Origin of the sequence: Novosphingobium chloroacetimidivorans, from assembly GCF_014204535.1 — a bacterium.
GTDB classification, from domain to species: domain Bacteria; phylum Pseudomonadota; class Alphaproteobacteria; order Sphingomonadales; family Sphingomonadaceae; genus Novosphingobium; species Novosphingobium chloroacetimidivorans.
The window spans coordinates 407,996-433,871 of sequence record NZ_JACHLR010000001.1; the positions used below are offsets into that span (position 1 = coordinate 407,996).

Sequence of the window (25,876 nt, forward strand, 5' to 3'; positions counted from 1 at the left end):
GAAGCATGCCGCCCTACGGCTCGCCCGTACCCCACAGCCGCTCGGCGGGGGCAAACGCCTTGTGCCCGTCGGCGTCGAACTGACACCAGCCCGCCTCGCACTCGCCCAGCAGGCCCACCACGCCCGGTTCGACTCGCCATTGCAGGTGCGACCCGCTCTTGGGCTCGGCCCGCATCTCGGCAGCCCCCTTGCCGACCACGATGGCCGCGCGCTGGCGCGACAGCAGCAGGTCGCGCATCCATCCCTTGTCGCCGGCAGGATCCTCGATGAGCCGCCACGCCCCCTCGCGTCGGAGCACCTTCACCGGAAGGTGCGGTCGCCGGTAGACCCACGATATCCGGTAACTGTCTCCCGGACCCACTCGCATGTTAGCGACATCGGCATCGATCGAGGCCCAATAGGGTACGCCCTCGTCCTCGGCATGTGCGGGCATGGCCGCCATACAAAGGGCAAGAGCAAGGGCGAGCCGGGAACGCAGCGCAGTCATGGGCCGCTGCATAGCCCTCTCGTGAACATCGCTTCAAGGCTTCTTGACCGTCGGACGGCCCTCGTCCACCCGCTGGCGCCGAGATGAACGCCGACACCACCCAGCCGAACACGCCGCCCCCTGTCGCCCGCAAGCCGCGGGTGATCGTCACGCGCCGCCTGCTACCCGCTATCGAAGCGCGGATGCAGGACTTGTTCGACGTCCAGTTCAATCCCGACGACAAGCCGCTCTCCCGCGAAGAGTTGGCAGCAGCGATGGACGCCTGCGACGTGCTGGTGCCCACGGTCACCGACAGGCTCGATGCCGCCTTGATCGCCAGCGCGGGCGAGCGCCTGAAGCTGATCGCGCAGTTCGGTGCCGGAACCGACAACATCGATGTCGCCGCCGCGCACGCACGCAGGATTCTCGTCAGCAACACGCCCGGCGTCTTCACCGACGATACGGCCGACCTGACTCTGGCGCTGATCATCTTCGTCGCGCGCGGCTTTGCCGAAAGCGCGCGCGTGCTGGGCGAAGGCGGCTGGGAGGGTTGGAGCCCGACCAGCCTGCTGGGCCACAATCTGGTCGGCAAGCGGCTGGGGATCGTCGGCATGGGTCGGATCGGCCAAGGCGTCGCCAGACGGGCACGGGCGTTCGGGCTCGAGATCGCGTACCACAATCGCAATCGCCTCCCAGTGGAGCTGGAAGCCGAGCTTGCCGCCCACTATCAGCCCGAGCTCGACGCGCTGGTGGCACAATCCGACATCCTCACGCTGCACTGCCCTGCCCTGCCCGGCGGTGAGGCGCTGCTCGATCATCGCCGGCTGGCGCTGATGAAGGACGGGGCACTGCTGATCAACACCGCGCGCGGCCAGCTGGTCGACGAGGAAGCGCTGATCGAAAGCTTGCGTGGAGGTCGCCTCGGCGGGGCCGGCCTCGACGTCTTCGCTGGCGAGCCGCACCTCGATCCGCGACTGCTGGCATTTCCCAACGTGCTGGTGTTGCCGCACCTGGGCAGTGCGACCAGAGAGGGACGCGAGGCGGCCGGCGAGCGCGTCATCGCCAACATCCGCTCGTGGGCCGACGGGCATCGGCTGCCGGACCGCGTGCTCCCGCCGACGTAAGTCTCTTCGCCAGAGCCTTGTGCGGTAACCGAATCTCGACCTAACTGCGCTACCCCGCGGTAACGATGCCGATCACGGGCCTCGTACGGGGGATTGCCGAACCATGCCGTTTCGCCGCGCTTCGATGCATGGGGCGCTGTTCGTCGCCGCTCTCGCCGCAGCCACCCTGCCCGCGATTGCGGTTGCGCAGGATGGGTCGGTCGAGGCGAGCGATAGCGGCGACACCGCCTGGCTGCTCGCCGCGACGGCTCTGCTCCTCATTGCTGCGCTTCCGGGCATGGCGCTGTTCCAGGCCGGACGAACGCGCACGAACGCATTCGTCGCGACGCTGGTGCAACCCGCGGCCGTCGCGGCCGCAGTGTCGCTGGCGTGGATCCTGGTGGGCTACACTCTCGCGTTCGGCGGAGTGGCATCCGGATGGCTCGGCGGCGGCAATGCCTTGGCGCTGATGGAGCTCGGCAACGTACGCGATGGTTTGTCGGTGCCCGAGAGCGCCTTTGCGCTGTTCCAGATCGGCTGTGCGATGCTCGCTGCCGTGATCATGATCGGCGCCTGGTCCGGTCGTGCCCGGTTCGGGTGGGTCGTCCTGTTCGTCACGATCTGGAGCGTCGTGGTGCTGGCGCCGGTGATGCACTGGCTTTGGGGCGGCGGCTGGCTGGCTTCGGCGAGCGGCACCATCGATTTCGCAGGCGGCACCGCGCTGGAGGTTTCGGCCGGAACCAGCGCGCTGGTGACTGCCGTGCTGATGGGACGGGGAAGCGACTTCGACGGCGAGCGGCCGATAGGCCTGTCGCCGATCACCCTGGCAGGCGCCCTCTTACTATGGATCGGCTGGTTCGGCCTGTGCGGCGGGTCGGCCTTTGCGGCCAACGACGATGCTGCATCGGCGCTGATCTCCGCGCATGCTGCGGCTTGCGCGGGAGGCCTGGCCCGGCTGTTGATCGATCGCTTGCGGGGAGAACCACCGCGGGCAGAATCGTTTGCGCTCGGCCTCGTCTCGGGCTTGGCGGCGATCGCCTCGGCCGCTCTCTATGTTTCGCCCGCAGCTGCCGCCCTGATAGGCGCCGCCGGGTCGGCGCTGTCGGCCGGCGCTGCCTGGCTGGTCCGACGCCTGAGGATCGACGACCGGCTCGATGTCTTCGCTTTGTTCGCCGTCCCAGGCGCTGCGGGCTCGCTGCTCGTGGGCGTCTTCATGGCACCGGCACTGGGAGGCACTGGGTACGATGACACGATGAACCCGATCGCCCAGATCGCGGGGCAGACGATCGGAGTGGTCGTGGTAGCCGCATGGTCGGCGATCGGCAGCACCGTCATCGCCTTGATGGCCTCGCTCGCCTTTCCCATGCGCGTCAGCGAGGCGTCCGAGGAGGCCGGGCTGGACACGGCGATGCACGGCGAGCGTTGAGCTTATCCGGCTTCCCGTTCGCGTCTAGCACAGGCGAGACACGAACGGGGGGATGCAATGCCGCCTGAGGCTCAGTCGCCGGTCAGGATGCGATCGACCAGTTCCTTCACCGTGGGCGTGAAGCCGTTGGAGTAGAACGGATCCTGCTTGAACTTGTAGGCCGCGTGTCCGGCGAACATCAGGTTCTCGTCGATCGGACCATCATGGGCGATGTCCTGCAGAGTCTTCTGGATGCAGAAGCTGCGCGGATCGGCGAGTCGACCGGTGGTGTAGTCGTCGTGGTCCTTCCACGAAGAGAATCCGCAATGCGACAGACAGCCCATGCAGTCGGCCTGGTCCTTGCGGATCACGTCGCGCTCGATCGGATCGACAAAGACGATGGTGTCGTCCGGCGTGCGCAGGCCATCGGTGTAGCCTTCCAGCACCCAGGCGCGCGCGCGCTCCAGGTCCTTGGGCGCAACCCAGAAGTTCTTGCCCTTGACACCCACGTCGAGCCGCACGGTGTGCTCGCCCGCCTCCACCTTCGAATAAGGGATCTGCCGCTCCGACCGCGCCTCCAGGTTGCGCAGGAACGGGTTGCGGACGGCCGAGGAGTAGAAGCCCGTCGGCGAAAAGCGGTGCAACAGCACATCGCCCGGCTCGAGCTCGCGCAGGGCGTCCTTCCACTGCTGCGGGATCGGGCTTTCGTGCGTCAGCAGCGGGCGGGTGCCGTACTGGAACGCGATCGAGCCCAGCTCGGGGTTGTCGATCCAGTTCTCCCAGTCGCGCAAGTACCAGACGCCGCCGGCCATGATGATGGGTACGTCGTCCGAGATGCCTTCGCCACGCATCGTGTCGCGCAGCGCCTTGACGCGGGGGTACGGATCCTCAGGCTTGGTCGGATCCTCCGCATTGGACAGGCCGTTGTGGCCGCCGGCGAGCCACGGGTCCTCGTAGACCACCGCGGCCATCAGGTCCGACACCTTGGAGTAAGCCCGCTTCCACAGCGCGCGAAAGGCGCGCGCAGAGCTGACGATCGGCAGGTAGTTGACGTTGAAGCGCTGGGCGATCTCGGACAGCTTGTAGGGCATGCCAGCGCCGCAGGTCACGCCGGCCACCATGCCGCGCGTCTTCTCCAGCACGCCTTCGAGCACTTGTTGGGCGCCACCCATTTCCCACAACACGTTGATGTTGATCGCGCCCTTGCCACCGGCGATGTCGTAGGCGCGACGCACCTGCTCCACCGCGCCGTCGATGGCATAGCGGATCAGCTGCTCGTGCCGCTCCTTGCGGGTCAGCGCATCATAGATCTGAGGGACGATCTTGCCCTCCGCATCATAGCTGTCGGCATTGACCGCGCTGACCGTGCCGATCCCGCCTGCGGCGGCCCAGGCCCCCGAGCTCAGGTGGTTGGTCGCCGATACGCCCTTGCCGCCTTCGACCAGCGGCCAGACTTCGCGGCCGCCGTACATGATCGGCTTTAGACCCTTGAAACCCATGACTCTATCGTCTTCCTTCTGGAGCGCACCTGCTCAACGGGCAGCGGCCGGAGCGCTGCCAGCCAAACGGCACGGTCGTATCGCCTCGGGCGCGGGCGCTGCGCCCTTTGCCTCGAAGCGCGCGTAATAACCTTGCATTTTGGGCTTACGCACAAATTCCGCCAAGCGAAAGCCCACTGCTTCGAATTCGCAGAAAAGCAAGGCAGGCGGGATACCGTGGCTTTCGGTCGGACGATCGACGTCGACCACCACGACACTTCCGCCCGGACGGAGCGCCGGGCGCAGGTGCCACAGGAACGCATATGGCTCGCCCACTTCATGGTACATGTGGACCAGCATGACGCGATCGAAGCTGTTCGCCGGCAGCCGGGGATCGTCCTCGGCGCCCTGCTTGATCGAGACATTGTCCAGCCGCTCGCGCTCGATCCGCAAGCCCAGGTTCCGCAGCGCCTCGCTGTCGATATCCTGCGCGAGCACCCGGCCCTCGGACCCGACACGCTGGGCAAGGCGCACCGTGTAGTACCCCTCACCCGCTCCCAGATCGGCCACCGACATGCCCTTGGCGATCCCCGCCAGGTCCATCACGGTACGGGCTTCGTTGACGCTGTCGCGTTCCGTTTCCGAGGAGAATCCGTTCGCGCCCAGGTTCGACACCGGTCGATCGGCGCGCGGGAATGCGCGCGAGCTGGCGGCGCGCCCATCCTCGACCTTGTTCTCGCAACCCGAAGTCAGTGCGGCGAGTGCCAGGACGGCACAAGATATGAAGCGGAAACCGGCGACCATGGGCCGCCCTTTAGCGGCTCGCCTGCGGCTTGGCAAAAGGTGCATTGACAACGTCGTACACCGCTTGAGCCTCCGCTGGGTTCGCGGATGTCGGGCCAGGGAAAAGGCCAGCCACCAGCGGTTTGGCTTGCGCCCTTAGTCCACGTCTTCGACTTCGACCTTCTCGCCCGTGACCCGCTGCGACAGCGCAGCGGCCATGAAGGCGTCCAACTCGCCATCGAGCACGTCACCGGGCGCGGTGGAGACCAGGCCGGTGCGCAGATCCTTGACCTGCTGGTAGGGTTGCAACACGTAGGAACGGATCTGATGTCCCCAGCCGATATCGCTCTTGCTCGCGTGCTCGGCGCTCGCGGCTTCCTCGCGCTTCTGCATCTCGGCCTCGAACATGCGCGCCTTGAGCATGCCCATGGCGATCTCGCGGTTCTTGTGCTGCGACCGGTCGATCTGGCTGGCAACGACAATGCCCGAGGGCTGGTGCGTGATGCGCACCGCCGAGTCGGTCGTGTTAACGTGCTGGCCGCCGGCGCCGGATGCGCGGTACGTGTCGATCTTCAGGTCGGACGGGTTGATGTCGATCTCGAAGGTGTCGTCGATCACCGGGTAGACCCAGACGCTGGAAAAGCTGGTGTGGCGCCGCGCCGAGCTGTCATAGGGGCTGATACGGACCAGGCGGTGCACGCCGCTCTCGGTCTTGGCATAGCCATAGGCGTTCTCGCCCTTGATCAGCAGGGTGGCGCTCTTGATGCCCGCCGCCTCGCCAGCGTGGTAGTCGACCAGCTCGACCTTGTAGCCGTGGCGCTCCGCCCAGCGGGTGTACATGCGCTGGAGCATCTCGGCCCAGTCCTGGCTCTCGGTCCCGCCGGCGCCGGCGTGGACTTCGAGGTAGGTGTCGTTGGCGTCCGCCTCGCCCGCGAGCAGTGCCTGGACCTTGTCGCGGTCGGCGCGCTCGGCAAGCGCCTTCAACGTTGCATGGCCCTCGTCGACGGTGGCCTGGTCGTCCTCCATCTCGCCCAGTTCGATGAACTCGATCGCGTCGTTCATCTCGCTTTCGATCTGACTGACGGCGCCGATCGAGGCTTCGAGCCGGCGACGCTCCTTCATCACCGCTTCGGCTTCCTTGGGCTTGTCCCACAGCGTCGGATCCTCGACGCGCGCGTTCAACTCGTCCAGGCGACGCGTCGCGCGATCCCAATCGAGGAACTTGCGGACGAGCGCCATAGCCTTCTGGATGCGCTCGATGTGGGCCTGCCCTTCGGCACGCATGATGACAAAACTCCGGAACGAACAGGGGTCGCCCCGCTTAGCGAAGCGGACGCGATTGTAAAGTGTGCGGGGGTGACGGCAGGCGTCGTCGCGAGCTCGACCCGCGACCTGTTCCGCCACAGCCTCTGCTCTCGTCGGGGTGCTTCGACGCGAGGTTCGTCACTGGCGAAACCGGTCCCGGGTGAAGCCAGGGACGACGTGATCTCTCAGCGCTTCTTCAGTGCCTTCACCGCAGCCAGGGTCTGCGCCACGTGATCGCGGTAGTTCATGTCGGAGTGCACGAAGACGATCTTGCCGCTCGGCGCGATGACGTAGCTGGTGCGGTCCGTCATGGTCGCCGAGACACCAGCCCGCTTGAGCGCGACATCGTAGGACTTGATGATCGCCGGGCTGGCGACACCGACGGTGAACTTGTCACGGCAGGCCTCGGTCGAAAACTTTCGCAAGGTCGGCAGGTCGTCCGCCGAAAGGCCGATCACCGTGGCGCCGTACTTCGCGAACTCTGGCGTGGCCTCGGCAAAGGCGTGCGCCTCCAACGTACACCCTTGCGTGAACGCCTTGGGATAGAAGTAGAGCACCACCGCGCCCTTGCGCAGCGCCCTTCGCAAGTCGAGCGGCACGTCCTTGCCGCCCAGCGCACCCTGCGTGCTGAACGCGGGAGCGGCGGCGCCCACGGGCAGAGTGGCGATGGCGGCGCCCGGCATGGCGATTGCGGCCAAGGTGGCGAGTGCGAAGAGCGGTTTGTACATGGTGGCAGTCTGGACCCGGCAGGAAGCCAAGTCCAGTCGTTCGCTTACTCGATGTAACCCAGGACCGTGCCGACTTCGTAAGTCTCACCGGTAGATGCCGTGATCTTCAGCGTGCCGGTGGCGGGCGCCTCGACTTCGTTGGTCGACTTGTCAGCCTCAAGCGAGAACAGCGGCTGTCCCTCGGTCACCTGGTCGCCGTCCTTGGCGAGCCACTCGGCAATCTGGCCCTCCTGCATCGAGAAGCCAATCTTGGGGAGCAGGATTTCTACGGCCATGGTGTACGATCCTCTATGCGGTTTGTGCGCTGACTAACGCATGGCGCGATGCTGGCAAGTGTCCGATTGAGTGCGGGACCCAGCGCATCTGCAGAATACGGCTGGGCGATGAAATGGCAGGTCATATCGCCATGATGCACTTCTGTGCTCAAGAATGGGTTGGCGGCGCGAGCGGCATCGGCTTGGGTGGCTACATGGCTGTGAAGATCCACGACCTACTGCGCCGTTGCCGCGCACGCCTTCGATCACTTGTGGCGAGGGTGACGTAGGCCGAGGCCGAGCCCCGTCGAATCGGATCGAAAGCCAGGCATCCAGAACATGGGAGAGAATAGCATGAACCAGCCCGCGAAGCGTACCGTCGTCATCACCGGGGCCAGCTCGGGGATCGGCCTTGCCAGCGCGCTCGAGTTCGCCCGTGCCGGCTGGCACGTCATCGGCACTGGCCGCGACCCCGCCCACAGCGCACAAGGCGAGGCGGCGATCCGCGAAGCGGCCGGTCCGGACGGCAGGGTCGACTTTCTGCGTGGCGACTTCTGCGACATGGCGGACGTGAAGCGCATCGCCGGCGAGATCGCCGGCCTTACCGACCGGATCGACGTGCTCGTCAACAATGCCGGCGGCACCCGCGATGCGATCTACATCACCAACGACGGGCTGGAGGCGACATTCGCCGCCAACCACCTCGCGCCGTTTCTGCTGACCCGCGAACTGCTGCCGCTCCTGGAACGCGCGGCGGCAGACCGAGAGGCCGGCGCCGTGCGGATCATCGCGGTGGCGTCCAGCGCCCACCAGCACACGCCCGCCATGAACTGGGACGACCTCCAGTTCCGCGACGGCTCCGCCGGCGCCGCATACTGCCAGGCCAAGCTCGCCAACATCCTCTATACGCGCGAACTGAATCGACGGGCGGCCGACAAGGGCATCATCGCGCAGTCCATGCATCCCGGGATGGTCGACACCAATTTCGCCAGCCACGGCGGCAAGGCCATGCAGGACCACTTCGCCACCCACGACGCTGAAGGTCCGGAAGCCGCCGCCCGCACGATCTTCTGGCTTGCAACATCGCAGGAGGGCGGTCGCGATGGCGGGCGCTACTTCCACAACCAAGCCGAGGCGCCGGTCGCGCCGCAAGCAAGCGACGACGCGGCGGCGGCGCGGCTGTGGCAGGAAAGCGAGGCGCTGCTCACCGGCTTGGGGTATTAGCCAGATCCTGGCTTGCAGGTCCTGACCAGTCCGCCCTTGTTCGGTCGGCCGGGTTGTATAGGGCTGCAGGCGCGGTGACAGGCATCCTCAACTCTTGAGTCAGCGGCAGAAGCGGCTAGCACACGAGCCATGGACAAGAACCTGCGCCCACGCCGCTCCGCCCTCTATTTGCCTGCATCCAACGCCAAGGCCATCGCCAAGGCACGGACCCTTCCGTGCGACATGGTGATCCTCGACCTTGAGGACGCCGTCGCGCCCGACATGAAGGACGAGGCGCGCGATGCCGCGATAGCCGCAGTCCACGAAGGCGGCTTCGGCGATCGCGAGGTCGCCATCCGCGCCAATGGCTTGGATACGCCTTGGGGTGCCGCCGACCTTGCCGCCATCGCCGGGTCGCATGCCGACGCCGTGCTGGTGCCCAAGGTCGACGGCCCGGACGACATCGTCGCCTACCAGGACGCGCTCGGCAGCGCGCCGCCGGCGATGCAGCTTTGGGCGATGATCGAGACGTGCGCGTCGGTCGCCAACCTGCCCGCGATCGCCGCGATGGCCGGCTCCACGCGGCTCTCGCTGTGGATCATGGGCACCAACGATCTCGCCAAGGAGATGCGCGCTCAGCTGACACCGTGCCGCACGCCCTTCCTGCCCTTCCTGTCGATGGCCGTCGCCGCGGCGCGCAGCCAGGGCATCGCCATCCTCGACGGGGTATGCAACGAGTTCCGCGACCTCGACGTGTTCGAGGCCGAGGCCCGCCAGGGCTTGATGTTCGGGTTCGAAGGCAAGACCCTGATCCACCCCGCGCAGATCGAGCCGTGCAACACGGTGTTCTCGCCCAGCGAGGCGGAGCTGGCCTGGGCTCACGCGGTGATCGCGGCTTTTGAGCTGCCGGAGAACGCCGGCAAGGGTGTGATCAAGGTCGAGGGCAAGATGACGGAGCTGCTGCATCTGGAGCAAGCGCAACGACTGGTGGCGGTGGCGGCGGGCATCGGCGCGACAGGGTAGAAACGCCCAGCCGGCCATCGTCGTCCCGGCTCAAGCCCGGGACGACGTATGACTTAGACGTCTGGCTTAAACGCTCAGCTTCCCGAACGCCTTTGCACCGGCGTAGTGCGCCGCCTTGCCGAGCTCTTCCTCGATGCGGATCAGCTGGTTGTACTTGGCCAACCGGTCCGAGCGCGCGAGCGAGCCGGTCTTGATCTGGCCGCAGTTGGTCGCGACTGCCAGATCGGCGATGGTCGCGTCTTCGGTTTCGCCCGAGCGGTGCGACATGACCGCGGTATAGCCGGCGCGCTGCGCGATCGAAACCGCCTCCAGCGTCTCGGTCAGCGAGCCGATCTGATTGACCTTCACCAGCAGCGAGTTGGCCAGGCCCTGCTCGATACCCATGGTCAGCCGCTTGGGATTGGTGACGAACAGGTCGTCGCCAACCAGTTGGACCTTGTGGCCGATCTTGTCGGTCAGCGCCTTCCAACCCTCGAAGTCGTCCTCGCTCATGCCGTCCTCGATCGAGATGATCGGGTATGCGGCGGTCAGGTCGGCCAGGTAGTCGGCGAACTCGACCGGGGAAAGCGACAGGCCCTCGCCGCTGATCTCGTACTTGCCGTTCTTGAAGAACTCGGTCGACGCGCAGTCCAGCGCCAACTGGATCTCGCTGCCCAGCTTGAAGCCGGCCTTCTCGATCGACTGGCTGACGAAATCGAGCGCGGCTCGGGTCGAGGCGATGTTGGGCGCGAAACCGCCCTCGTCGCCCACGGCCGTGGCGAGGCCCTTCTCGTGCAGGCCCTTCTTCAGGGTGTGGAAGATCTCGGCACCCCAGCGCACGGCCTCGGCGATCGAGTCCGCACCGACCGGCATGATCATGAATTCCTGGAAATCGATCGGGTTGTCGGCATGCTCGCCGCCATTGATGATGTTCATCATCGGCACCGGCAGCACATGCGCCGAGACGCCGCCGACATAGGCATAGAGCGGCAGGCCGCGCGCATTCGCGGCAGCCTTGGCGACCGCCAGCGAGGTGCCCAGGATCGCATTGGCGCCCAGGCGGCCCTTGTTCTCGGTGCCATCGAGTTCGATCATGGCGAGGTCTAGGTCGCGCTGGTCCTCGGCGTCCATGCCCACGAGCGCCTCGCCGATCTCGTTGTTCACGGCATCCACGGCCTTGAGCACGCCCTTGCCGAGATAACGCCCCTTGTCGCCATCGCGCAGTTCCACCGCTTCGTGCGCGCCGGTCGAAGCACCGGAAGGCACCGCCGCCCGACCGAAGCTGCCATCTTCCAGCAGCACGTCGACTTCGACGGTGGGGTTCCCGCGGCTGTCGAGGATCTCACGGCCATGGATGTCGATGATGGCGGTCATGGGGCTCACACTCCTTCGCTGGCGCGGATTTGCGCGGGAATGCGGCGTCCTTAGCAGGGGAACTTTCGCTGACAAGTTGCGTTGCAGCAATCAACCGTTCGTTGTGTTACGCAATGCACGTAAGAACATGCGGCACTACCTACGTGCGGGACCGAATCTCAGGAGGACACACCATGGTCGAGACTACAACGATCCCCGGTTCGGGCGCCGCGGGCGGCAACGGCACCGAAGCTGCGAAGAACCACTTTTCCAAGGCCGTGGAAGAGGCACTGGCCGGCGCCAAGGCCCTGGGCACCGAAGCCCAGAACCGTGCCGGCGAGTATCGCGAGAAGCTTTACGAGAAGAAGGACGATCTCGCCGGCGACGCCAAGGTGCGCACTGACGAGTACAAGGAGAAGGCATTCAGCTTTGCCGACCAGGGCAAGGCCCAGGCCAGCGGCGCGCTCGCCAGCCTCAGCCAGCTGATCACCGACAACGCGGGCGTGCTCGATGAGAAGGTCGGCGCCAAGTACGGCGACTATGCTCGCGGTGCCGCCCGGTCGGTACAGGACGTCGCCACCCGCCTGGACGAGAAGTCGCTCGACGAACTCGGCGAGGATGCGGTCGAGTTCGTACGCCAGAGCCCAGCGCTCGCGCTCGGCATCGCCGCCGCCGCCGGTTACCTTATCGGTCGCGCGTTTAAGTAAGGCACGGTCTGACGTACCGGACCGCACATGCTGGACACCACGCAGGCGCCTGAAACGGCCATCGACCCTTTGTTGAGCGAAGCGCGTGAGCGCTCGCTCAACGAGGACCTCCACCAGTTGGCGCAGGACGCCCGCGCCTATGCCGAAGCCGAGCTGCAATTTCAGAAATCGCGTGCGGCTTTTGCGGCGAGCGCCAGCAAGAACATCGCCGTCTACGCCGTGGCTGCGCTGGTGCTGGTGTTCTTTGCCGTGATGGCGCTCGTCGTTGGGCTTGTCATCGCGCTCGCACCCTGGATTACGCCCTGGGGTTCGACTGCACTGGTCACTCTCGTGCTCCTGGGACTGGCGATCTTCCTCCTGATGCGCGCCAAGCGGCAGGTAAGCCTGCTGACGACCGTCTGGGGTGGGGAGAGATCGTCATGACCGCAGGGCTCGAAGCCAAAGTTCTCGCCGACAAGGCGCTGCGTGACACGACCAAGCTGACTCTCGATAAGCGCCTGGCGCAAGTGAAGCTCGATCTCGAGGCGCGGGGCGTTGCCGGTCGAGTGGCCGACGAGTTCGTAGAGCATGCCAAGATGGTCTACGACGAAGGTGCCGCCGTGGCGCAGGAGCACCCTGGCATCATTGGCGGAACCATCGCCGCGCTCATGCTTTGGATCCTGCGAAATCCCATCATCGCCTGGCTCGACGCCCTGCTCGGGCCACGCCGTTAACACACGAGGTCTCTCCATGGCGTCCGAGAACAAATCCGTGCCTGCCACCAACACCGAGACCATCAGCACCAACGTAGTTGCGCTGCCCACGCGCCTGGAAGCGACCACCGCATCCGAGAAGGCGATCGGCTTCGTGAAGGAGCATCCGGTGCTGACCGTGGTCGGGGGTGTTGCCGTAGGACTTGCGATCAGCGCGCTCATCCCGCGTAGCTTCAGTCGCCGCTTCGCCAAGCGCGCGTACCGCTACGCCGAAGCTGGCGCCGCCGCGGCGCTTTCGTTCGGGCAGGATGCGGTCGACAAGGCCGAGGACGGTGGCGTGGTAGCGCGCAAGAAGGCGGCCCTGCTCGCCTCGCGCGCCGAAAAGCTGGGCGAGCATGCCGTTGCGCGCGCCGAAAAGCTCGGTGTCGCCGCGCTTGGTACCGCGACGAGCTTGGGTCACGCCGCGGCCGAGCGTGCCGAACGCCTTGGCCACCTGGCGGCGGTACGAGCCGAGGATCTGGGTGGCCGCGGATCGGACCGCCTCAGCCAGCTTGGCGACAAGGCGCTGGTACAATCGAGCAAGCTGTTCGGCGTGCCGAAGCGATCCTCCAGCCTCGCTGATCGTATCCTCGACAAGGCGCACGGTGTCCGGGCACGCTTGCGCGGCTGAGGGTTGCGCCGCACCATGGCGAGCGGGTAGGGGTCGAACTTCAACTCTAAAGGATTTCGGCTCCTTCCATGCAGAAACTCCACCTCGTGATGGGCGGTCGCGTCAAGGACCCCCGTGGACTTGAGTACACGGACCTCAAGTCGCTCGATATCGTCGGCGTGTTCCCCGACTACGATTCCGCCGAAGACGCGTGGCGCGCCAGTGCACAGCGCACGGTAGACGATGCCGAGATGAAGTACGTGATCGTGCATCTGCACCGCCTGCTTGAGCCCGAGCTTCCGTCCGACACCACCACGAAGTGATCAGGACATTTCGGCCGGGCGACGAACATGCGCTCCGGGACATCCACCTCGCCTCGATCACGAGGGTGGGACCGCTCGCGTATAACCCCGCACAAATCGCAGCCTGGGCTTCCAAGACGCGCGATGCCGAGGAGTGGCTCGAGTGGCACGATTTCGGTGACCGCATTACCATCGCCTTCACCGAAGAGGGCGAAGCGGCGGCGTTTACTCTGCTCGAGGCTGACGGACACCTGGATATGCTCTATTGCCACCCCGATCACGTACGCCAGGGACATGCTTTGCGTCTGGTCGAGGAAGCGAGCGCCTTCGGGCGGGCCAAGGGATTGGCCACGATCACGACGGATGCCAGCGAGCTCGCGCGTCCGGTGTTCCTGGCCGCCGGTTATCGCGTCGAAGAGCGCCAGGACTTCCTGCTCGATGGCGTGCCGATCCATAACTATGCCATGAGCAAGGACCTGATGCCCGAGCCCGAACTGGCCGCTTGAACCGTCCGGCACAGGGATCCGGAGCCTTCGCCGCTTCGAACCGTTGTACTGCTCATGATCAAACCTGGCTCCCTGGAAGCTACCAGCCTCGTGCTGGCGTTGGCACTTGCCGCCTGTTCTTCTCAGGACGCTCCGCCCGATGCTGCCGAGGCGACGGAGAGTGCGGTGTCCCCGTCAGCCCCGGCAGCGGAGCCATCGGTCCCCGAGGCAAGCGCAGCGCCGGGGCCAGCTCGCGACAGCGCGGATGTCTTGAGGCTTGAAGGCCTCGACGATCTCCGGATCGGCAAGGCCGTGCCCGAGGGGAGCACATGGGCCGAACGCGGTGCGCAGACTGGCGACGCTTGTCGCGTGGTGAGCTCACCCGATCATCCTGGCGTCTACGCCATCACGGCGAACGGGATCGTACGGCGCATCACGGTCGGCAAGCGGTCCACCGTCAAGCTGGTGGAAGGCATCGGCGTAGGTGCGAGTGAGACAGACGTTCGCAAATGGTTCGCGGGCTTTCGCGAGGAACCGCACAAGTACGAGGCACCACCTGCCAAGTACCTCACCGCGCCAAATGCCGCGCGCAGTGACTCCGCTCTGCGGTTCGAGATCGGCCAGGATGGCAAGGTGGCGCTGATCCACGTGGGGACCATGCCAGAACTCGGCTTGGTCGAGGGTTGCGCCTGAACCTGCCGCTGAGAGCAGGCCCTTGTCAGCTCGACATCCGTCCGACGGCTGCAGCGTGCATGGTCGACCAAAGCAACAACAATCCAGGAGCGCGAACGCTACCCTGGATTGCTCTGCCATACACGATGACGATGAGACGGTCCGTGAACCTTCGCCGCAGCCAACCCATTGCCGTCCGCTGCGACGCCGACCTCGTCAGATGAATTCGATCTTCTCGACCACGAAGAACTTGTCGCCGGCGGGGACAGTCACTTCAATTTCCTCCTCGACCTTGCGGCCGATCAGCGCCTTGCCCAGCGGCGAGTTGTAGCTGATCCGCCCGACCTTCGCATCGGCCTCATACGGGCCGACGATCTGGTACTTCACCGGCTTGTCATCATCGTCGAGCAGCGTGACGGTGGCGCCGAAGATGATCTTGTCGCCTGACAGCGAAGCCGGATCGATGATCTGCGCACGGCTGATCTTGTCCTCCAGGTCGGCGATCGTCGCTTCGACCTGGCCCTGGCGCTCCTTCGCAGCGTGGTACTCGGCGTTCTCCGACAAGTCGCCATGTGCGCGTGCTTCTTCGATCGCATCGACAATGCGCGGGCGTTCCTCGCGCAGAGCCTTGAGATCGGCGGTCAGCCTCTCGTAGCCTTCCGCGAGCATCGGCAACTTCTCGACACTGGCCATTGCTTCGCTTTCATCCTTTTCGTTGCCGCCGGCGTTGGCGTTTCACCCCCGCCGCGACTAGTCCCCTGCCCCGCTCGCATGAGGAGCAGGCTGATCGCTAATAATGTGGGGAGGCGAGATTGGTTTCAGCTATAATAATCTTGTAGCGATCGTACTTCAAGCTGGCTGCCGCGCATGGCCGCAATCGCTTGCGCGGCAGCACGGCTCGCCGCGGCCGTCGTGAAGTACGGCACCTTGCCCACGAGCGCCGACTTTCGGATCTCCTGCGAGTCCTGGAGGCTCTGCCAGCCTTCGGTGGTGTTGAAGATCAGTGCGATCTCGCCATCGACGATCTTGTCGACGATATGCGGGCGCCCTTCCGCGACCTTGTTGATCGCCTCCACCGGAACGCCCGCATCGGCCAGATAGCGCTGGGTGCCGGAGGTCGCCACGATCCGGAAGCCCATCGCCACCAGCTCTTGCACCGCAGGCAGGATCACCGGCTTGTCGCTGGTCTTGACCGAGACGAACACCGTCCCGCTCTCCGGCAGCTTCATGCCGGCGCCCAGCTGCGCCTTGAGGAAGGCGGTGGCAAAATCGGCATCGATCCCCATCACTTCGCCCGTGGACTTCATCTCGGGGCTGAGCACCGGATCGACACCGGGGAAGCGGTTGAACGGAAACACCGCTTCCTTGACCGCCATGTACGGCAGGTCGCGCTTGAACGGCGGGAAGGTGCTGAGCTTCTCGCCCGCCATCACGCGCGCCGCGATCTTGGCCACCGGCTGGCCGATCGCCTTGGCGACGAACGGCACGGTGCGGCTGGCGCGCGGGTTGACCTCGATGAGGTAGACCTCGCCATCCTTCACCGCGAACTGGATGTTCATCAGACCGCGCACGCCCAGCCGCATGGCGAGCAATTCGGTCTGCCGCTCCATCTCCGTGACGATCTCGGGTGAGAGGCTGTAAGGCGGCAGGGTGCAGGCGCTGTCGCCCGAGTGGATGCCGGCCTCCTCGATGTGCTGCATCACGCCCGCCACGACGACCACGTCACCGTCGCAAAGCGCATCGACATCGCACTCGATCGCGTCGCGCAGGTACTGGTCGATCAGCACCGGGCTGTCGCCGGAAACCTGGACCGCGGTGGTGATGTAGTTGTCGAGCTGCTGCTCGCTGTCGACGATCTCCATCGCGCGGCCGCCGAGCACGTAGCTGGGGCGCATAAGCACCGGGTAGCCGATGCGGTTGGCCACCGCGACCGCTTCGTCACGGCTACGGGCGATGCCGTTGGCCGGCTGCTTGAGGCCAAGCTTGCTGACCATGGCGGCGAAGCGCTCCCGGTCTTCGGCCAGATCGATTGCGTCTGGCGAAGTGCCCAGGATCGGAATACCGGCATCCTCCAGCGCCTGCGCGAGCTTCAGCGGGGTCTGCCCACCGAACTGCACGATCACGCCGACAAGCTCGCCCGACTGCTGCTCCACACGGAGGATTTCCAGCACGTCCTCGGCGGTCAGCGGCTCGAAGTAGAGTCGATCCGAGGTGTCATAGTCGGTTGAGACGGTTTCGGGGTTGCAGTTGACCATGATGGTCTCGAACCCGGCCTCGGCCAACGCGAAGCAGGCGTGGACGCAGCAGTAGTCGAACTCGATGCCCTGGCCGATGCGGTTCGGCCCGCCGCCCAGGATCACGATCTTGCGCCGATCGGACGGCATCGCCTCATCCTCCGGCTCACCGAAGAACGGTGCCTCGTAGGTCGAGTACATGTAGGGCGTGATGGCCTCGAACTCGGCCGCGCAGCTGTCGATGCGCTTGAACACCGGCAGGACGCCCAGCTTGTGGCGCAGCTTGCGCACTTCGTCCTCGCTGGTGGCGCCTGCCATGGCGCGCAAGGCGTCGTGCAGCAGGCCCGAGCGGCGCGCCTGGGTCTCGGCCAGACCGCCCGCGACACCGACCGACCGGACGGCCAGGTTCGCGAGACGCTTGTCGGAAAAGCCCATGGCTTTCACCCGCCGCAGGCCCGCTGCGTCAATCGGCAAGCCATCGGCCATGATCCTGGCTTCCTCGGCCACGATCTCCTCAATGTGGCGCAGGAACCACGGATCGTAGTGGGTGATAGCGTGGATCTCTTCGAGGCTGAGCCCTTCGCGAAAGGCCTGTGCAGCCACGAGCAACCGATCCGGCGTCGCCTTGGCGAGCGCGGCGGTGATCACGTCCTTGCCGGCGCCCTCCAGCGCGGGCACGCGGTTGAAGCCGTCCAACCCGGTTTCCAGACCGCGCAGCGCCTTCTGCATCGATTCCTTGATGTTACGGCCGATTGCCATGACTTCGCCGACGGACTTCATGGCCGTTGTGAGAAGCGGATCGGCGCCCTTGAACTTTTCGAAAGCGAAGCGCGGGATCTTGGTGACGACGTAGTCGATCGTCGGTTCGAAGCTCGCCGGGGTCGCCCCGGTGATCTCGTTCATGATCTCGTCGAGCGTGTAGCCGACCGCCAGCTTGGCCGCGACGCGCGCGATCGGGAAGCCGGTCGCCTTGGAAGCCAGCGCCGAGGACCGAGAGACGCGCGGGTTCATTTCGATGACGATCAGGCGACCGTCTTTGGGATTGACTGCGAACTGTACGTTCGAACCACCTGTTTCCACGCCGATTTCGCGCAGCACCGCGATGCTGGCGTTGCGCATGATCTGGTATTCCTTGTCGGTCAGCGTCAGCGCCGGCGCGACAGTGATGGAATCGCCCGTGTGGACACCCATCGGATCGACGTTCTCGATCGAGCAGATGATGATGCAGTTGTCGTGCCGATCGCGCACGACTTCCATCTCGTACTCCTTCCAGCCGAGCAGCGATTCCTCGATCAGCACCTCGGTGGTGGGTGAGGCATCGAGGCCGCTCTTCACGATCGCCTCGAACTCGGCCTTGTTGTAGGCGATGCCGCCGCCCGTGCCGCCCAGCGTGAAGCTCGGGCGAATGATCGCCGGCAGGCCGGTCGTCTCCAACCCGGCGATCGCCTCCTCCAGCGTGTGCGCGACGACCGAGCGGGCGCTTTCCAAGCCGATCTTGTCCATCGCCTCGCGGAAGCGCTGGCGATCCTCGGCCTTGTCGATCGCATCGGCATTGGCGCCGATCATCTGCACGCCCAGGCGATCGAGCGTGCCGTCGTTGAACAGCGCCAGCGCGCAGTTGAGCGCGGTCTGCCCGCCCATCGTCGGCAGCAGCGCGTCGGGGCGCTCCTTTTCGATGATGCGGGTGACGATCTCGGGCGTGATCGGCTCGACATACGTCGCATCGGCCATGTCCGGATCGGTCATGATCGTCGCCGGGTTCGAGTTCACCAGGACGACGCGATAGCCCTCCTCGCGCAGCGCCTTGATCGCCTGCGTGCCCGAATAGTCGAACTCGCACGCCTGGCCGATGATGATCGGGCCGGCGCCGATGACGAGGATGGTCGAGATGTCGGTGCGTTTGGGCACTATGCTGCTACCTTGGTGAAAGGAGTCGGTGTGGGGGTTACCGGACGTTGAAGAAGCGCATGACGCCGGTTGCGAAAAAGCTGAGGCGCGAGCCGACGGAAGCGGAAAAGCGGTTGTGGTCGCGGTTGCGAGCAAGCCAGCTTGGCGTTCAGTTCACGCGTCAGTTCGCGATTGAGCGGCATGTGTTGGATTTCGCGTGCCGATCCTTGAAGCTGGCCGTCGAACTCGACTGCGGACAGCATGCGGACAGTCCGGCCGACGATCTGCGTACCGAAATCATTGAATTGCACGGCTACCGCGTCATTCGCTTCTGGAACAACGAAGTGCTGCAGAACACCGATGGCGTTCTGACCGTGCTGATGCAGGAACTCGATCTCGGCAGAAACCGTGTCTAGCTCCTCCTCCCTCAAGGGAGGAGGTTGGGAGGTGGGTGTACCCACGCTAGCGTGGACGCGCTGCCCAGCGGCATCGCTCCCACACCCCCGGCCCCTCCCCGCCGGGGAGGGGGGAAGAAAGTTAACGCCAGCAACCATCAATCAGCCGACCAGCTCGGCGAAGGCCTTGTCCCAGTACTCCGGGCCTTCCGCCTTGGCCTTGCCGACAATCGGATCGTTCGCCTGCATGTCCGCCACCACGGCACGGAACTTGTCGGTCTGGAACTGGTGCATGGAGCCGCCGAAGTCGTTCTGCTTCGTTTCCCAGACGCCCTTGGCAATCATGGCGTCGAGGAACTTGGTGCCGGCCAGCTTCGACTTGCCACGCACCTTGGTGCCGAACTTGCGCACGGCGACCGCGAACTTGTCCTCGATGATCAGCACCAGTTCGCCATAGGGGTACCAACGCGTGGCGATGTTCAGGTCGTTTGCGGGGCCGGCGACGTAGTAGGCGATCATGTGGTCGACCAGGTCGGACTCGCTCATGCCGGCACTCCCTCTTGCATCATCTCGACGAAGTTCTTGAACAGGTAGAAGCTGTCCTGCGGCCCGGGGCTCGCCTCGGGGTGGTATTGCACGCTGAAGGCGCGCTTGCCACGCAGCGCAATGCCGCAATTCGAGCCGTCGAACAGCGAGACATGCGTCGCGACCACATCCTCGGGCAGGCTGTCGTTGTCGACCGCGAAGCCGTGGTTCATCGAGGTGATCTCGACCACGCTGTCGGTCAGGCGCTTGACCGGGTGGTTGGCGCCGCGATGGCCCTGGAACATCTTGAGCGTCTTCGCGCCCGCTGCCAGTGCCAGTAGCTGGTGGCCCAGGCAAATGCCGAACACGGGGATGTCGCGCCGCAGCAGCTCGCGAATGACGGGCACGGCGTAGGTGCCGGTCGCGGCCGGGTCGCCGGGACCGTTGGAGAGGAACACGCCGTCCGGCTTCAGCGCAAGGATCGTCTCGAGCGAAGCTTCGGCCGGAACCACCGTCACCCGCGCGCCGGCCTTCACCAGGTTGCGGAAGATGTTGTCCTTGGAACCGTAATCGATCGCCACCGCATGCGGACGCACGTCGCGGGGGGAGCGGCCGTAACCGGCGCCCAGCGTCCAGGTGGAACCTTCCCACTGCTCCTCGATCTCGCGGCTCACGATCTTGGCGAGGTCCATGCCCTCCAGGCCCGGCCAGTCCCGCGCGCGCTCCACGAGAGCGGCAATGTCGAAACGGCCATCGGGATGGTGCGCGATCACGGCATTGGGCGCGCCAGAGAGGCGGATGCGCCGGGTCAGCGCGCGGGTGTCGACACCGGCGAGGCCGATCTTGCCCTTGGCCTTCAGCCACTCGCCGAGTTCGCCGCGCGAGCGGAAGTTGGACGCTTGCGTCACATCCTCGCGCACGACCATGCCGACCGCGCCATCGACCTTCGACTCGTGGTCCTCGTCGTTGATGCCGACGTTGCCGATGTGCGGAAAGGTGAAGGTGACGATCTGCGCGGCATAGGAAGGATCGGTCATCACCTCCTGGTAGCCGGTCATCGAGGTGTTGAAGCAAAGCTCTCCGACCGACTCGCCGCTTGCACCGAAACCGCGGCCCCAGACCACGTGTCCATCGGCAAGCACGAGAACGCCGGTGGCGCCGTCAGGTTGAGGCGCGTGCGAAGGGGCGGCGTCGGCCATGAAGGGTCGCTCCGGTAGGCGGTTCTGACAATGGGTGCTAAGGGGCGGCGGCTAGTCCCGCTTGGCGCCCACGTCAAGGCAGGCGATGGATTTTGCGCACTCTTGGCTCTATCTGGCCCCCACACCTTCGACATTCAGGAATGCAGTGACACCCATGATCCGCGATACCCTCAAGGCCGCCCAGGTTGCAGCGATGAAGTCCGGCGACAAGCCGCGCCTGGCCGCCGTGCGCCTCATCCTCGCCAAGGTGAAGGACCGCGACATCGAACTGCGCACCGCTTCCACGCAGCCGGACGACGATGCCATGGTGATCGAGGTGCTGCAGAAGATGGTCAAGCAGCGCCGCGAATCGATCCAGCTGTTCGAGCAAGGCGGCCGGCCGGAGAAGGCCGAGGAGGAAAAGGCCGAGCTGGCCGTAATCGAGGAGTTCCTGCCGCAGCAGCTCTCCGAGGCCGACACGAAAGCCGCCATCGAGGCGATCAAGGCAGAAACCGGCGCGGCCGGGCTGAAGGACATGGGCAAGGTCATGGCGGAGCTGAAGGCCCGGCATGGCTCGGTGCTCGACATGGGCAAGGCAAGTGGGTGGGTGAAAGAGGCGCTGGCCTGAAGGGGACGCCAGCGTGTCTCGACTTCGCTCGACACGAACGGAGATCGGGGGCTAAACTCGGTTTTGTTCACCCCTTCTCCGTTCGTGTCGAGCGAAGTCGAGACACGCAAGGCGCAAGCTCACACCATGGCATTCTGGGCTTATATCCTGAAATGCGCTGACGGGCGATTTTACACGGGCCATACGGATGATCTGGAGCGCCGGATGGGCGAGCACCAGCACGGCGGTTTCTGCGACTTCACCACACGTCGGCGGCCCGTGACGCTGTTCTGGTCGCAAGACTTCGCCACTCGCTACGAGCCGCTGTCGGCTGAGTTGCAGATCAAGAAATGGTCTAAGGCAAAGAAGGAGGCTCTCGCTGCAGGCGATCGGAATCGTCTGTCCTTCTATGCCCGACCGCCGCGTGAACGTGTCTCGACCACGCTCGACACGAACGGCGATTCGGAGCAACGCAAGACGGATCAAAGGGGGCAAATCTCGTGCTAACCCCGCAATGGCTCGATCAACTCCGCGCCCGCACAACACTGTCGGCGCTGATCGGACGCACGGTCCGGCTGCAGAAGGTCGGCAACGAGTTCAAGGCCTGTTGCCCCTTTCACAACGAGAAGACGCCCAGCTTCCACGTCAATGACGCGAAGGGCTTCTACCACTGCTTCGGCTGCTCCGCGCATGGCGATGCCATTCGCTGGCTGACCGACCATCAGGGCCTTGCCTTCATGGATGCGGTCAAGGAGCTCGCCGCCGAGGCGGGGATGGACGTCCCGGCGCCCGATCCACGCACCGCTCGCGCTGCCGAGAAGCGCGACTCGCTGCATGACGTGATGGCCGCGGCGCAGGAGTGGTTCGTCGCCAGCCTTGCCGCGCCCGAGGGCGAGGCAGCGCGGGCGTATCTGGCTACGCGCGGGTTCGATGCGCACACCGTCCAGCGCTTCGGCTTCGGCTTCGCGCCCGAAGGCCGCCAGGCGTTGAAAGCCGCCCTCTCCCGCTTTCCCGAGCCGATGCTGATCGAGGCGGGCTTGCGGATCGCCGTGGACGACAAGGACCCGTACGACCGCTTTCGGGGCCGGCTGATGCTGCCGATCGAGGACACGCGCGGGCGGGTGATCGCGTTCGGCGGACGCATTCTCGCCAAGGGCAAGACGGATGCTCCCAAGTACCTGAACTCGCCCGATACCCCGCTCTTCGACAAGGGCCGGACGCTCTACAACCTGCATCGCGCCGCCCCCGCTGCGCGCCAGAGCGGGCGAATGATCGTGGTCGAAGGCTACATGGACGTGATCGCGCTCGCTGCCGCCGGCATCGGCGAATGCGTCGCCCCGATGGGAACCGCGCTGACCGAGCCGCAGATCGAACTGCTGTGGCGCCACGTAGAGATGCCCACCTTGTGCTTCGACGGGGATGCCGCCGGCCAACGTGCGGCGATGCGGGCGATCACTCGAGCCTTGCCGCTGCTGCGCCCTGCGCACAGCCTGCGTATCGTTCGCCTGCCCGAGGGGCTCGACCCCGATGACCTGCTCAAAAGCAAGGGAAAGGCGGCGATGGACGACCTGCTCGGCCAGGCTCGCTCGCTCGTCGACGTATTGTGGGAGTTCGAACGCGACGCCCTGCCGCTGAGCACGCCCGAGGCCAAGGCCGGCCTCAAGGCTCGACTGATGGCGCATATCGAGACGATCGCGCACCAGGACGTGGCAGGGCTCTACAAGCGCGAGTTGATGGACCGTTACTCGGCCTTTGCGTTTCCGCGACGCGAGGAGCGCCCGTACACGCCTCGGCGGCAGGCGGCAGCCGGCAAGCGGGGCGGCTTCCAGCCCGGCCCCGAGCCGTCCGACCCGCTCTCCATCGCCCGACTGAACCGGGCGACCGACGGCAACCGCGATACGCTCGCCGCCGCGATCCTCGCCGGCTTGGTGCGCTGGCCCGGGCAAATCCACCGTCATGCCGAGACACTGATGTCCATCCACGGCCTCGATCGGCGCTTCGGCATCCTGGTCGACTGCTGCGACTCGGCGCACCCGCTTGAAAGCCAGGCTCTTGCCGCCATATTGGCGAAACACGGTCTGGCGCTGCCGGGTCCGTCAGCCTGGTCCGACCTGCGTTTCGGGTTTCTGCAGCCCGATGTGGGTGAAGGCCAGGCGGCGACGGAACTGGCGCAGGCGATAGAACTCCTGGTCGAACGGCCAGCGCTCGAAGCAGCCCTTGCCAGAGCGACGGGCCGTTTCGAAAGCGAGTTGTCCGAAGACGCTTTTCTCGAGCAGCAAAGGTTGCTCAAGAGAAAGCTGGAATTTGACAATCGCCTCAGGCAAATGGCGACGAGACATGCAGCTGGCACTTAAAATAGCCGGGCAGCAGGATCACACGGCGGTAGAATGAGCAAGAACGACACCAACGGCGGCGATAACAATTCCGACGGCAGCGACGCACCGCTGATCGACCTCAACGAGGGCTCGATCAAGAAGCTGATCGCGCGCGCCAAGCGTCGCGGTGTGATCACCTATGACGAATTGAACGAGGCGCTGCCGCAGGACCAGATGTCCACCGACCAGATCGAGGACATCATGGCCGCGATCTCGGAAATGGGCGTCAACATCGTCGAGAGCGACGAGGATGCGGCGGCGGACGACGATCGCGAGGCGGACGACGCGGACGCCGACGGCGAGGAAGACGGCTCGGCGCCGCGCCAGAACGTCGATCCCGCCAAGAAGAAGGAAACGATCGAGCGCACCGATGACCCGGTGCGGATGTACTTGCGCGAGATGGGCGCGGTCGAGCTGCTCAGCCGCGAAGGCGAGATCGCGATTGCCAAGCGCATCGAAGCCGGCCGGGACATGATGATCCTGGGCCTGTGCGAGAGCCCGATCACCTTCCACGCGATCATTCAGTGGTCCGAGGCACTGAACAACGGCGAGATGCAGCTGCGCGAGATCCTCGATCTCGACGCCATGCTCTCCAAGGAGCCAGCGCCCGAAACGCTGACCGACGACGCCGAGCAAGGCGATGGCGAGATCAGCGAGGCGACGGCCGGTCCTTCGTTCAAGGAAGAAGAGGAAGTCGAGGAAGAGCCCGAAACCTCCGAGGACGAGGACGAGGACGGCATCGAACGCCGCGCCAAGCGCCCGGCCGAGGAAGAGGAGGAGGACAACACCCTCAGCCTCGCGCAGATGGAAGCCGCGCTCAAGCCCGAGGCGTTGGAGCGTTTCGCGCAGATCACCGAAATGTTCCGCGCCTTCGAGAAGCTCCAGTCCGAGCGGCTCGATGCGCTCGCGCTCGGCATCGACTTCCCGGCGGCGAAGGAACAGCAGTACCACCAGCTGCGCGAGGACCTCACCGCGCAAGTCGAATCGGTCAAGTTCCACGCGACCAAGATCGAGTACCTGGTCGACAACCTCTATGCCTTCAATCGCCGCCTGACTGCGCTGGGCGGCCAGATGCTGCGCCTTGCCGAGCGCCACAAGGTGAAGCGCGCCGACTTCCTCGAGTCCTACGTCGGTCGCGAGCTCGACGACACCTGGCTTGCCGAGATGGGCAAGAAGGACAAGAAGTGGCTGGCCTTCGCGCAGAGCGAAGCCGATCCGGTCGAGCGCATCCGCTCCGAAGTGTCGGACATTGCCGCCGCCACCGGCATGGCGCTTCCCGAGTTCCGGCGCATCGTCAACATGGTCCAGAAGGGCGAGCGCGAGGCGCGTATCGCCAAGAAGGAGATGGTCGAGGCGAACCTGCGGCTCGTGATCTCCATCGCCAAGAAGTACACGAACCGCGGCCTGCAGTTCCTGGACCTCATCCAGGAAGGCAACATCGGCCTGATGAAGGCGGTCGACAAGTTCGAGTACCGCCGCGGCTACAAGTTCAGCACCTATGCGACGTGGTGGATCCGTCAGGCGATCACCCGCTCGATCGCCGACCAGGCGCGGACCATCCGCATCCCGGTCCACATGATCGAGACGATCAACAAGCTGGTGCGCACCAGCCGCCAGTTCCTCCACGAGCAGGGCCGCGAGCCCACGCCCGAGGAAATGGCCGAGCGCCTTTCGATGCCGCTCGAGAAGGTGCGCAAGGTGATGAAGATCGCCAAGGAGCCGATCTCCCTCGAAACGCCGATCGGCGACGAGGAAGACAGCCACCTGGGCGACTTCATCGAGGACAAGAACGCGATCATCCCGGTGGATGCCGCGATTCAGGCGAACCTCAAGGAGACCGTCACCCGCGTCCTCGCCTCGCTCACCCCGCGCGAGGAGCGCGTGCTGCGCATGCGCTTCGGCATCGGCATGAACACCGATCACACGCTGGAGGAAGTCGGCCAGCAGTTCTCGGTGACGCGCGAACGCATCCGCCAGATCGAAGCCAAGGCGCTGAGGAAGCTCAAGCACCCGAGCCGCAGCCGCAAGATGCGCTCGTTCCTGGATCAGTGATGTTTTTCAGCCGCGCTTGAGGGCCTCGGCCCGCAA

Annotated in this window: 27 protein-coding genes; 16 read left to right on the forward strand and 11 right to left on the reverse strand. The window is 65.4% G+C overall.

Going from position 1 to position 25,876, the window contains the following annotated elements; translation table 11 throughout:
• Positions 1-13 precede the first annotated feature (13 nt).
• Positions 14-487, reverse strand: coding sequence for an SH3 domain-containing protein (locus HNO88_RS02055; protein WP_184242232.1), 474 nt, complete (start codon positions 485-487; stop codon positions 14-16).
• 83 nt (positions 488-570) lie between these two features.
• On the opposite strand from HNO88_RS02055, the gene HNO88_RS02060 reads away from it, so the two are divergent.
• Entirely contained in the window at positions 571-1,590 is a 1,020-nt protein-coding gene (locus HNO88_RS02060; RefSeq protein ID WP_184242234.1) for a 2-hydroxyacid dehydrogenase, read from the forward strand.
• A 103-nt stretch (positions 1,591-1,693) separates the two neighbouring features.
• Positions 1,694-2,995, forward strand: a complete 1,302-nt coding sequence (locus HNO88_RS02065) for an ammonium transporter (protein WP_246381097.1) — start codon at positions 1,694-1,696, stop codon at positions 2,993-2,995.
• A 71-nt stretch (positions 2,996-3,066) separates the two neighbouring features.
• On the opposite strand, the gene HNO88_RS02070 is transcribed toward HNO88_RS02065, so the two are convergent.
• From HNO88_RS02070 to HNO88_RS02090, 5 genes are all read right to left on the reverse strand, one after another.
• On the reverse strand, positions 3,067-4,473 hold the full coding sequence (locus HNO88_RS02070; RefSeq protein WP_184242236.1) for an NAD(P)H-dependent flavin oxidoreductase: 1,407 nt from the start codon (positions 4,471-4,473) through the stop codon (positions 3,067-3,069).
• A gap of 33 nt (positions 4,474-4,506) precedes the next feature.
• A complete protein-coding gene (locus tag HNO88_RS02075) occupies positions 4,507-5,256 on the reverse strand; it encodes a class I SAM-dependent methyltransferase (RefSeq protein WP_184242238.1) in 750 nt (249 codons plus the stop codon).
• A 135-nt stretch (positions 5,257-5,391) separates the two neighbouring features.
• Positions 5,392-6,519, reverse strand: a complete 1,128-nt coding sequence (gene prfB, locus HNO88_RS02080; RefSeq protein WP_184242240.1) for a peptide chain release factor 2 — start codon at positions 6,517-6,519, stop codon at positions 5,392-5,394.
• Positions 6,520-6,725: 206 nt separating this feature from the next.
• Positions 6,726-7,268: a peroxiredoxin gene (locus tag HNO88_RS02085; RefSeq protein ID WP_184242242.1), complete on the reverse strand. Its 543-nt coding sequence runs from the start codon at positions 7,266-7,268 to the stop codon at positions 6,726-6,728.
• A gap of 44 nt (positions 7,269-7,312) precedes the next feature.
• A complete protein-coding gene (locus HNO88_RS02090) occupies positions 7,313-7,543 on the reverse strand; it encodes a biotin/lipoyl-containing protein (RefSeq protein ID WP_184242244.1) in 231 nt (76 codons plus the stop codon).
• 333 nt (positions 7,544-7,876) lie between these two features.
• Between HNO88_RS02090 and HNO88_RS02095 the strand changes: the two genes are divergently transcribed.
• Together HNO88_RS02095 and HNO88_RS02100 are read left to right on the forward strand one after the other, a co-directional pair.
• On the forward strand, positions 7,877-8,746 hold the full coding sequence (locus HNO88_RS02095; RefSeq protein ID WP_184242246.1) for an SDR family NAD(P)-dependent oxidoreductase: 870 nt from the start codon (positions 7,877-7,879) through the stop codon (positions 8,744-8,746).
• Positions 8,747-8,875: 129 nt separating this feature from the next.
• On the forward strand, positions 8,876-9,748 hold the full coding sequence (locus HNO88_RS02100) for an HpcH/HpaI aldolase/citrate lyase family protein (protein ID WP_184242248.1): 873 nt from the start codon (positions 8,876-8,878) through the stop codon (positions 9,746-9,748).
• Between the two features lie 66 nt (positions 9,749-9,814).
• Here HNO88_RS02100 and eno read toward each other — a convergent pair whose 3' ends face one another.
• Complete coding sequence (gene eno, locus HNO88_RS02105; RefSeq protein ID WP_184242250.1) at positions 9,815-11,101, reverse strand: phosphopyruvate hydratase; 1,287 nt, start codon at positions 11,099-11,101, stop codon at positions 9,815-9,817.
• A 173-nt stretch (positions 11,102-11,274) separates the two neighbouring features.
• Between eno and HNO88_RS02110 the strand changes: the two genes are divergently transcribed.
• From HNO88_RS02110 to HNO88_RS02140, 7 genes are all read left to right on the forward strand, one after another.
• Positions 11,275-11,787: a hypothetical protein gene (locus tag HNO88_RS02110; RefSeq protein WP_184242252.1), complete on the forward strand. Its 513-nt coding sequence runs from the start codon at positions 11,275-11,277 to the stop codon at positions 11,785-11,787.
• A gap of 27 nt (positions 11,788-11,814) precedes the next feature.
• Positions 11,815-12,210, forward strand: coding sequence for a phage holin family protein (locus HNO88_RS02115; protein WP_184242254.1), 396 nt, complete (start codon positions 11,815-11,817; stop codon positions 12,208-12,210).
• Entirely contained in the window at positions 12,207-12,500 is a 294-nt protein-coding gene (locus HNO88_RS02120; RefSeq protein WP_184242256.1) for a hypothetical protein, read from the forward strand. Before HNO88_RS02115 ends, HNO88_RS02120 begins: the two co-directional genes overlap by 4 nt.
• A gap of 16 nt (positions 12,501-12,516) precedes the next feature.
• Positions 12,517-13,149: a hypothetical protein gene (locus HNO88_RS02125; RefSeq protein WP_184242258.1), complete on the forward strand. Its 633-nt coding sequence runs from the start codon at positions 12,517-12,519 to the stop codon at positions 13,147-13,149.
• A gap of 68 nt (positions 13,150-13,217) precedes the next feature.
• Positions 13,218-13,451, forward strand: coding sequence for a DUF4170 domain-containing protein (locus tag HNO88_RS02130; RefSeq protein ID WP_184242260.1), 234 nt, complete (start codon positions 13,218-13,220; stop codon positions 13,449-13,451).
• On the forward strand, positions 13,448-13,936 hold the full coding sequence (locus tag HNO88_RS02135) for a GNAT family N-acetyltransferase (RefSeq protein ID WP_184242262.1): 489 nt from the start codon (positions 13,448-13,450) through the stop codon (positions 13,934-13,936). The genes HNO88_RS02130 and HNO88_RS02135 overlap by 4 nt, the downstream gene beginning before the upstream one ends.
• A 54-nt stretch (positions 13,937-13,990) precedes the next feature.
• A complete protein-coding gene (locus HNO88_RS02140; RefSeq protein WP_184242264.1) occupies positions 13,991-14,608 on the forward strand; it encodes a hypothetical protein in 618 nt (205 codons plus the stop codon).
• A gap of 195 nt (positions 14,609-14,803) precedes the next feature.
• Here the strand turns inward: HNO88_RS02140 and greA are convergent, their stop codons facing one another.
• Positions 14,804-15,280 carry a transcription elongation factor GreA gene (greA, locus tag HNO88_RS02145; protein WP_184242266.1) on the reverse strand — a complete coding sequence of 159 codons (477 nt, stop codon included), beginning with the start codon at positions 15,278-15,280 and terminating at the stop codon, positions 14,804-14,806.
• 125 nt (positions 15,281-15,405) lie between these two features.
• Positions 15,406-18,729 (reverse strand): carbamoyl-phosphate synthase large subunit, encoded by a 3,324-nt coding sequence (carB, locus tag HNO88_RS02150; RefSeq protein WP_184242268.1) that lies wholly within the window; start codon positions 18,727-18,729, stop codon positions 15,406-15,408.
• A 47-nt stretch (positions 18,730-18,776) separates the two neighbouring features.
• Between carB and HNO88_RS02155 the strand changes: the two genes are divergently transcribed.
• On the forward strand, positions 18,777-19,124 hold the full coding sequence (locus tag HNO88_RS02155) for an endonuclease domain-containing protein (protein ID WP_246381098.1): 348 nt from the start codon (positions 18,777-18,779) through the stop codon (positions 19,122-19,124).
• Between the two features lie 141 nt (positions 19,125-19,265).
• On the opposite strand, the gene HNO88_RS02160 is transcribed toward HNO88_RS02155, so the two are convergent.
• On the reverse strand, positions 19,266-19,649 hold the full coding sequence (locus tag HNO88_RS02160) for a hypothetical protein (RefSeq protein ID WP_184242270.1): 384 nt from the start codon (positions 19,647-19,649) through the stop codon (positions 19,266-19,268).
• Complete coding sequence (gene carA / locus HNO88_RS02165; RefSeq protein ID WP_184242272.1) at positions 19,646-20,827, reverse strand: glutamine-hydrolyzing carbamoyl-phosphate synthase small subunit; 1,182 nt, start codon at positions 20,825-20,827, stop codon at positions 19,646-19,648. Before carA ends, HNO88_RS02160 begins: the two co-directional genes overlap by 4 nt.
• 154 nt (positions 20,828-20,981) lie before the next feature.
• Between carA and HNO88_RS02170 the strand changes: the two genes are divergently transcribed.
• The 4 genes from HNO88_RS02170 to rpoD all read left to right on the forward strand — a co-directional run bounded on the left by HNO88_RS02170 (position 20,982) and on the right by rpoD (position 25,840).
• Positions 20,982-21,434, forward strand: a complete 453-nt coding sequence (locus HNO88_RS02170; RefSeq protein ID WP_184242274.1) for a GatB/YqeY domain-containing protein — start codon at positions 20,982-20,984, stop codon at positions 21,432-21,434.
• Between the two features lie 126 nt (positions 21,435-21,560).
• Entirely contained in the window at positions 21,561-21,920 is a 360-nt protein-coding gene (locus HNO88_RS02175) for a GIY-YIG nuclease family protein (RefSeq protein WP_184242276.1), read from the forward strand.
• On the forward strand, positions 21,914-23,767 hold the full coding sequence (gene dnaG / locus HNO88_RS02180) for a DNA primase (protein ID WP_184242278.1): 1,854 nt from the start codon (positions 21,914-21,916) through the stop codon (positions 23,765-23,767). Before HNO88_RS02175 ends, dnaG begins: the two co-directional genes overlap by 7 nt.
• A gap of 33 nt (positions 23,768-23,800) precedes the next feature.
• The gene (gene rpoD / locus HNO88_RS02185; protein ID WP_184242280.1) at positions 23,801-25,840 is read left to right on the forward strand and encodes an RNA polymerase sigma factor RpoD; all 2,040 of its coding nucleotides are present in this window, start codon (positions 23,801-23,803) and stop codon (positions 25,838-25,840) included.
• Positions 25,841-25,876 lie beyond the last annotated feature (36 nt).

Excerpts from the sequence above, each read along its gene's own strand:
- HNO88_RS02055 (WP_184242232.1), bottom strand. The coding sequence starts at position 487 with ATGACTGCGCTGCGTTCCCGGCTCGCCCTTGCTCTTGCCCTTTGTATG.
- HNO88_RS02060 (WP_184242234.1), top strand. The coding sequence starts at position 571 with ATGAACGCCGACACCACCCAGCCGAACACGCCGCCCCCTGTCGCCCGC.
- HNO88_RS02065 (WP_246381097.1), top strand. The coding sequence starts at position 1,694 with ATGCCGTTTCGCCGCGCTTCGATGCATGGGGCGCTGTTCGTCGCCGCT.
- HNO88_RS02070 (WP_184242236.1), bottom strand. The coding sequence starts at position 4,473 with ATGGGTTTCAAGGGTCTAAAGCCGATCATGTACGGCGGCCGCGAAGTC.
- HNO88_RS02075 (WP_184242238.1), bottom strand. The coding sequence starts at position 5,256 with ATGGTCGCCGGTTTCCGCTTCATATCTTGTGCCGTCCTGGCACTCGCC.
- prfB (WP_184242240.1), bottom strand. The coding sequence starts at position 6,519 with ATGCGTGCCGAAGGGCAGGCCCACATCGAGCGCATCCAGAAGGCTATG.
- HNO88_RS02085 (WP_184242242.1), bottom strand. The coding sequence starts at position 7,268 with ATGTACAAACCGCTCTTCGCACTCGCCACCTTGGCCGCAATCGCCATG.
- HNO88_RS02090 (WP_184242244.1), bottom strand. The coding sequence starts at position 7,543 with ATGGCCGTAGAAATCCTGCTCCCCAAGATTGGCTTCTCGATGCAGGAG.
- HNO88_RS02095 (WP_184242246.1), top strand. The coding sequence starts at position 7,877 with ATGAACCAGCCCGCGAAGCGTACCGTCGTCATCACCGGGGCCAGCTCG.
- HNO88_RS02100 (WP_184242248.1), top strand. The coding sequence starts at position 8,876 with ATGGACAAGAACCTGCGCCCACGCCGCTCCGCCCTCTATTTGCCTGCA.
- eno (WP_184242250.1), bottom strand. The coding sequence starts at position 11,101 with ATGACCGCCATCATCGACATCCATGGCCGTGAGATCCTCGACAGCCGC.
- HNO88_RS02110 (WP_184242252.1), top strand. The coding sequence starts at position 11,275 with ATGGTCGAGACTACAACGATCCCCGGTTCGGGCGCCGCGGGCGGCAAC.
- HNO88_RS02115 (WP_184242254.1), top strand. The coding sequence starts at position 11,815 with ATGCTGGACACCACGCAGGCGCCTGAAACGGCCATCGACCCTTTGTTG.
- HNO88_RS02120 (WP_184242256.1), top strand. The coding sequence starts at position 12,207 with ATGACCGCAGGGCTCGAAGCCAAAGTTCTCGCCGACAAGGCGCTGCGT.
- HNO88_RS02125 (WP_184242258.1), top strand. The coding sequence starts at position 12,517 with ATGGCGTCCGAGAACAAATCCGTGCCTGCCACCAACACCGAGACCATC.
- HNO88_RS02130 (WP_184242260.1), top strand. The coding sequence starts at position 13,218 with ATGCAGAAACTCCACCTCGTGATGGGCGGTCGCGTCAAGGACCCCCGT.
- HNO88_RS02140 (WP_184242264.1), top strand. The coding sequence starts at position 13,991 with ATGATCAAACCTGGCTCCCTGGAAGCTACCAGCCTCGTGCTGGCGTTG.
- greA (WP_184242266.1), bottom strand. The coding sequence starts at position 15,280 with ATGGCCAGTGTCGAGAAGTTGCCGATGCTCGCGGAAGGCTACGAGAGG.
- HNO88_RS02160 (WP_184242270.1), bottom strand. The coding sequence starts at position 19,649 with ATGAGCGAGTCCGACCTGGTCGACCACATGATCGCCTACTACGTCGCC.
- carA (WP_184242272.1), bottom strand. The coding sequence starts at position 20,827 with ATGGCCGACGCCGCCCCTTCGCACGCGCCTCAACCTGACGGCGCCACC.
- HNO88_RS02170 (WP_184242274.1), top strand. The coding sequence starts at position 20,982 with ATGATCCGCGATACCCTCAAGGCCGCCCAGGTTGCAGCGATGAAGTCC.
- HNO88_RS02175 (WP_184242276.1), top strand. The coding sequence starts at position 21,561 with ATGGCATTCTGGGCTTATATCCTGAAATGCGCTGACGGGCGATTTTAC.
- rpoD (WP_184242280.1), top strand. The coding sequence starts at position 23,801 with ATGAGCAAGAACGACACCAACGGCGGCGATAACAATTCCGACGGCAGC.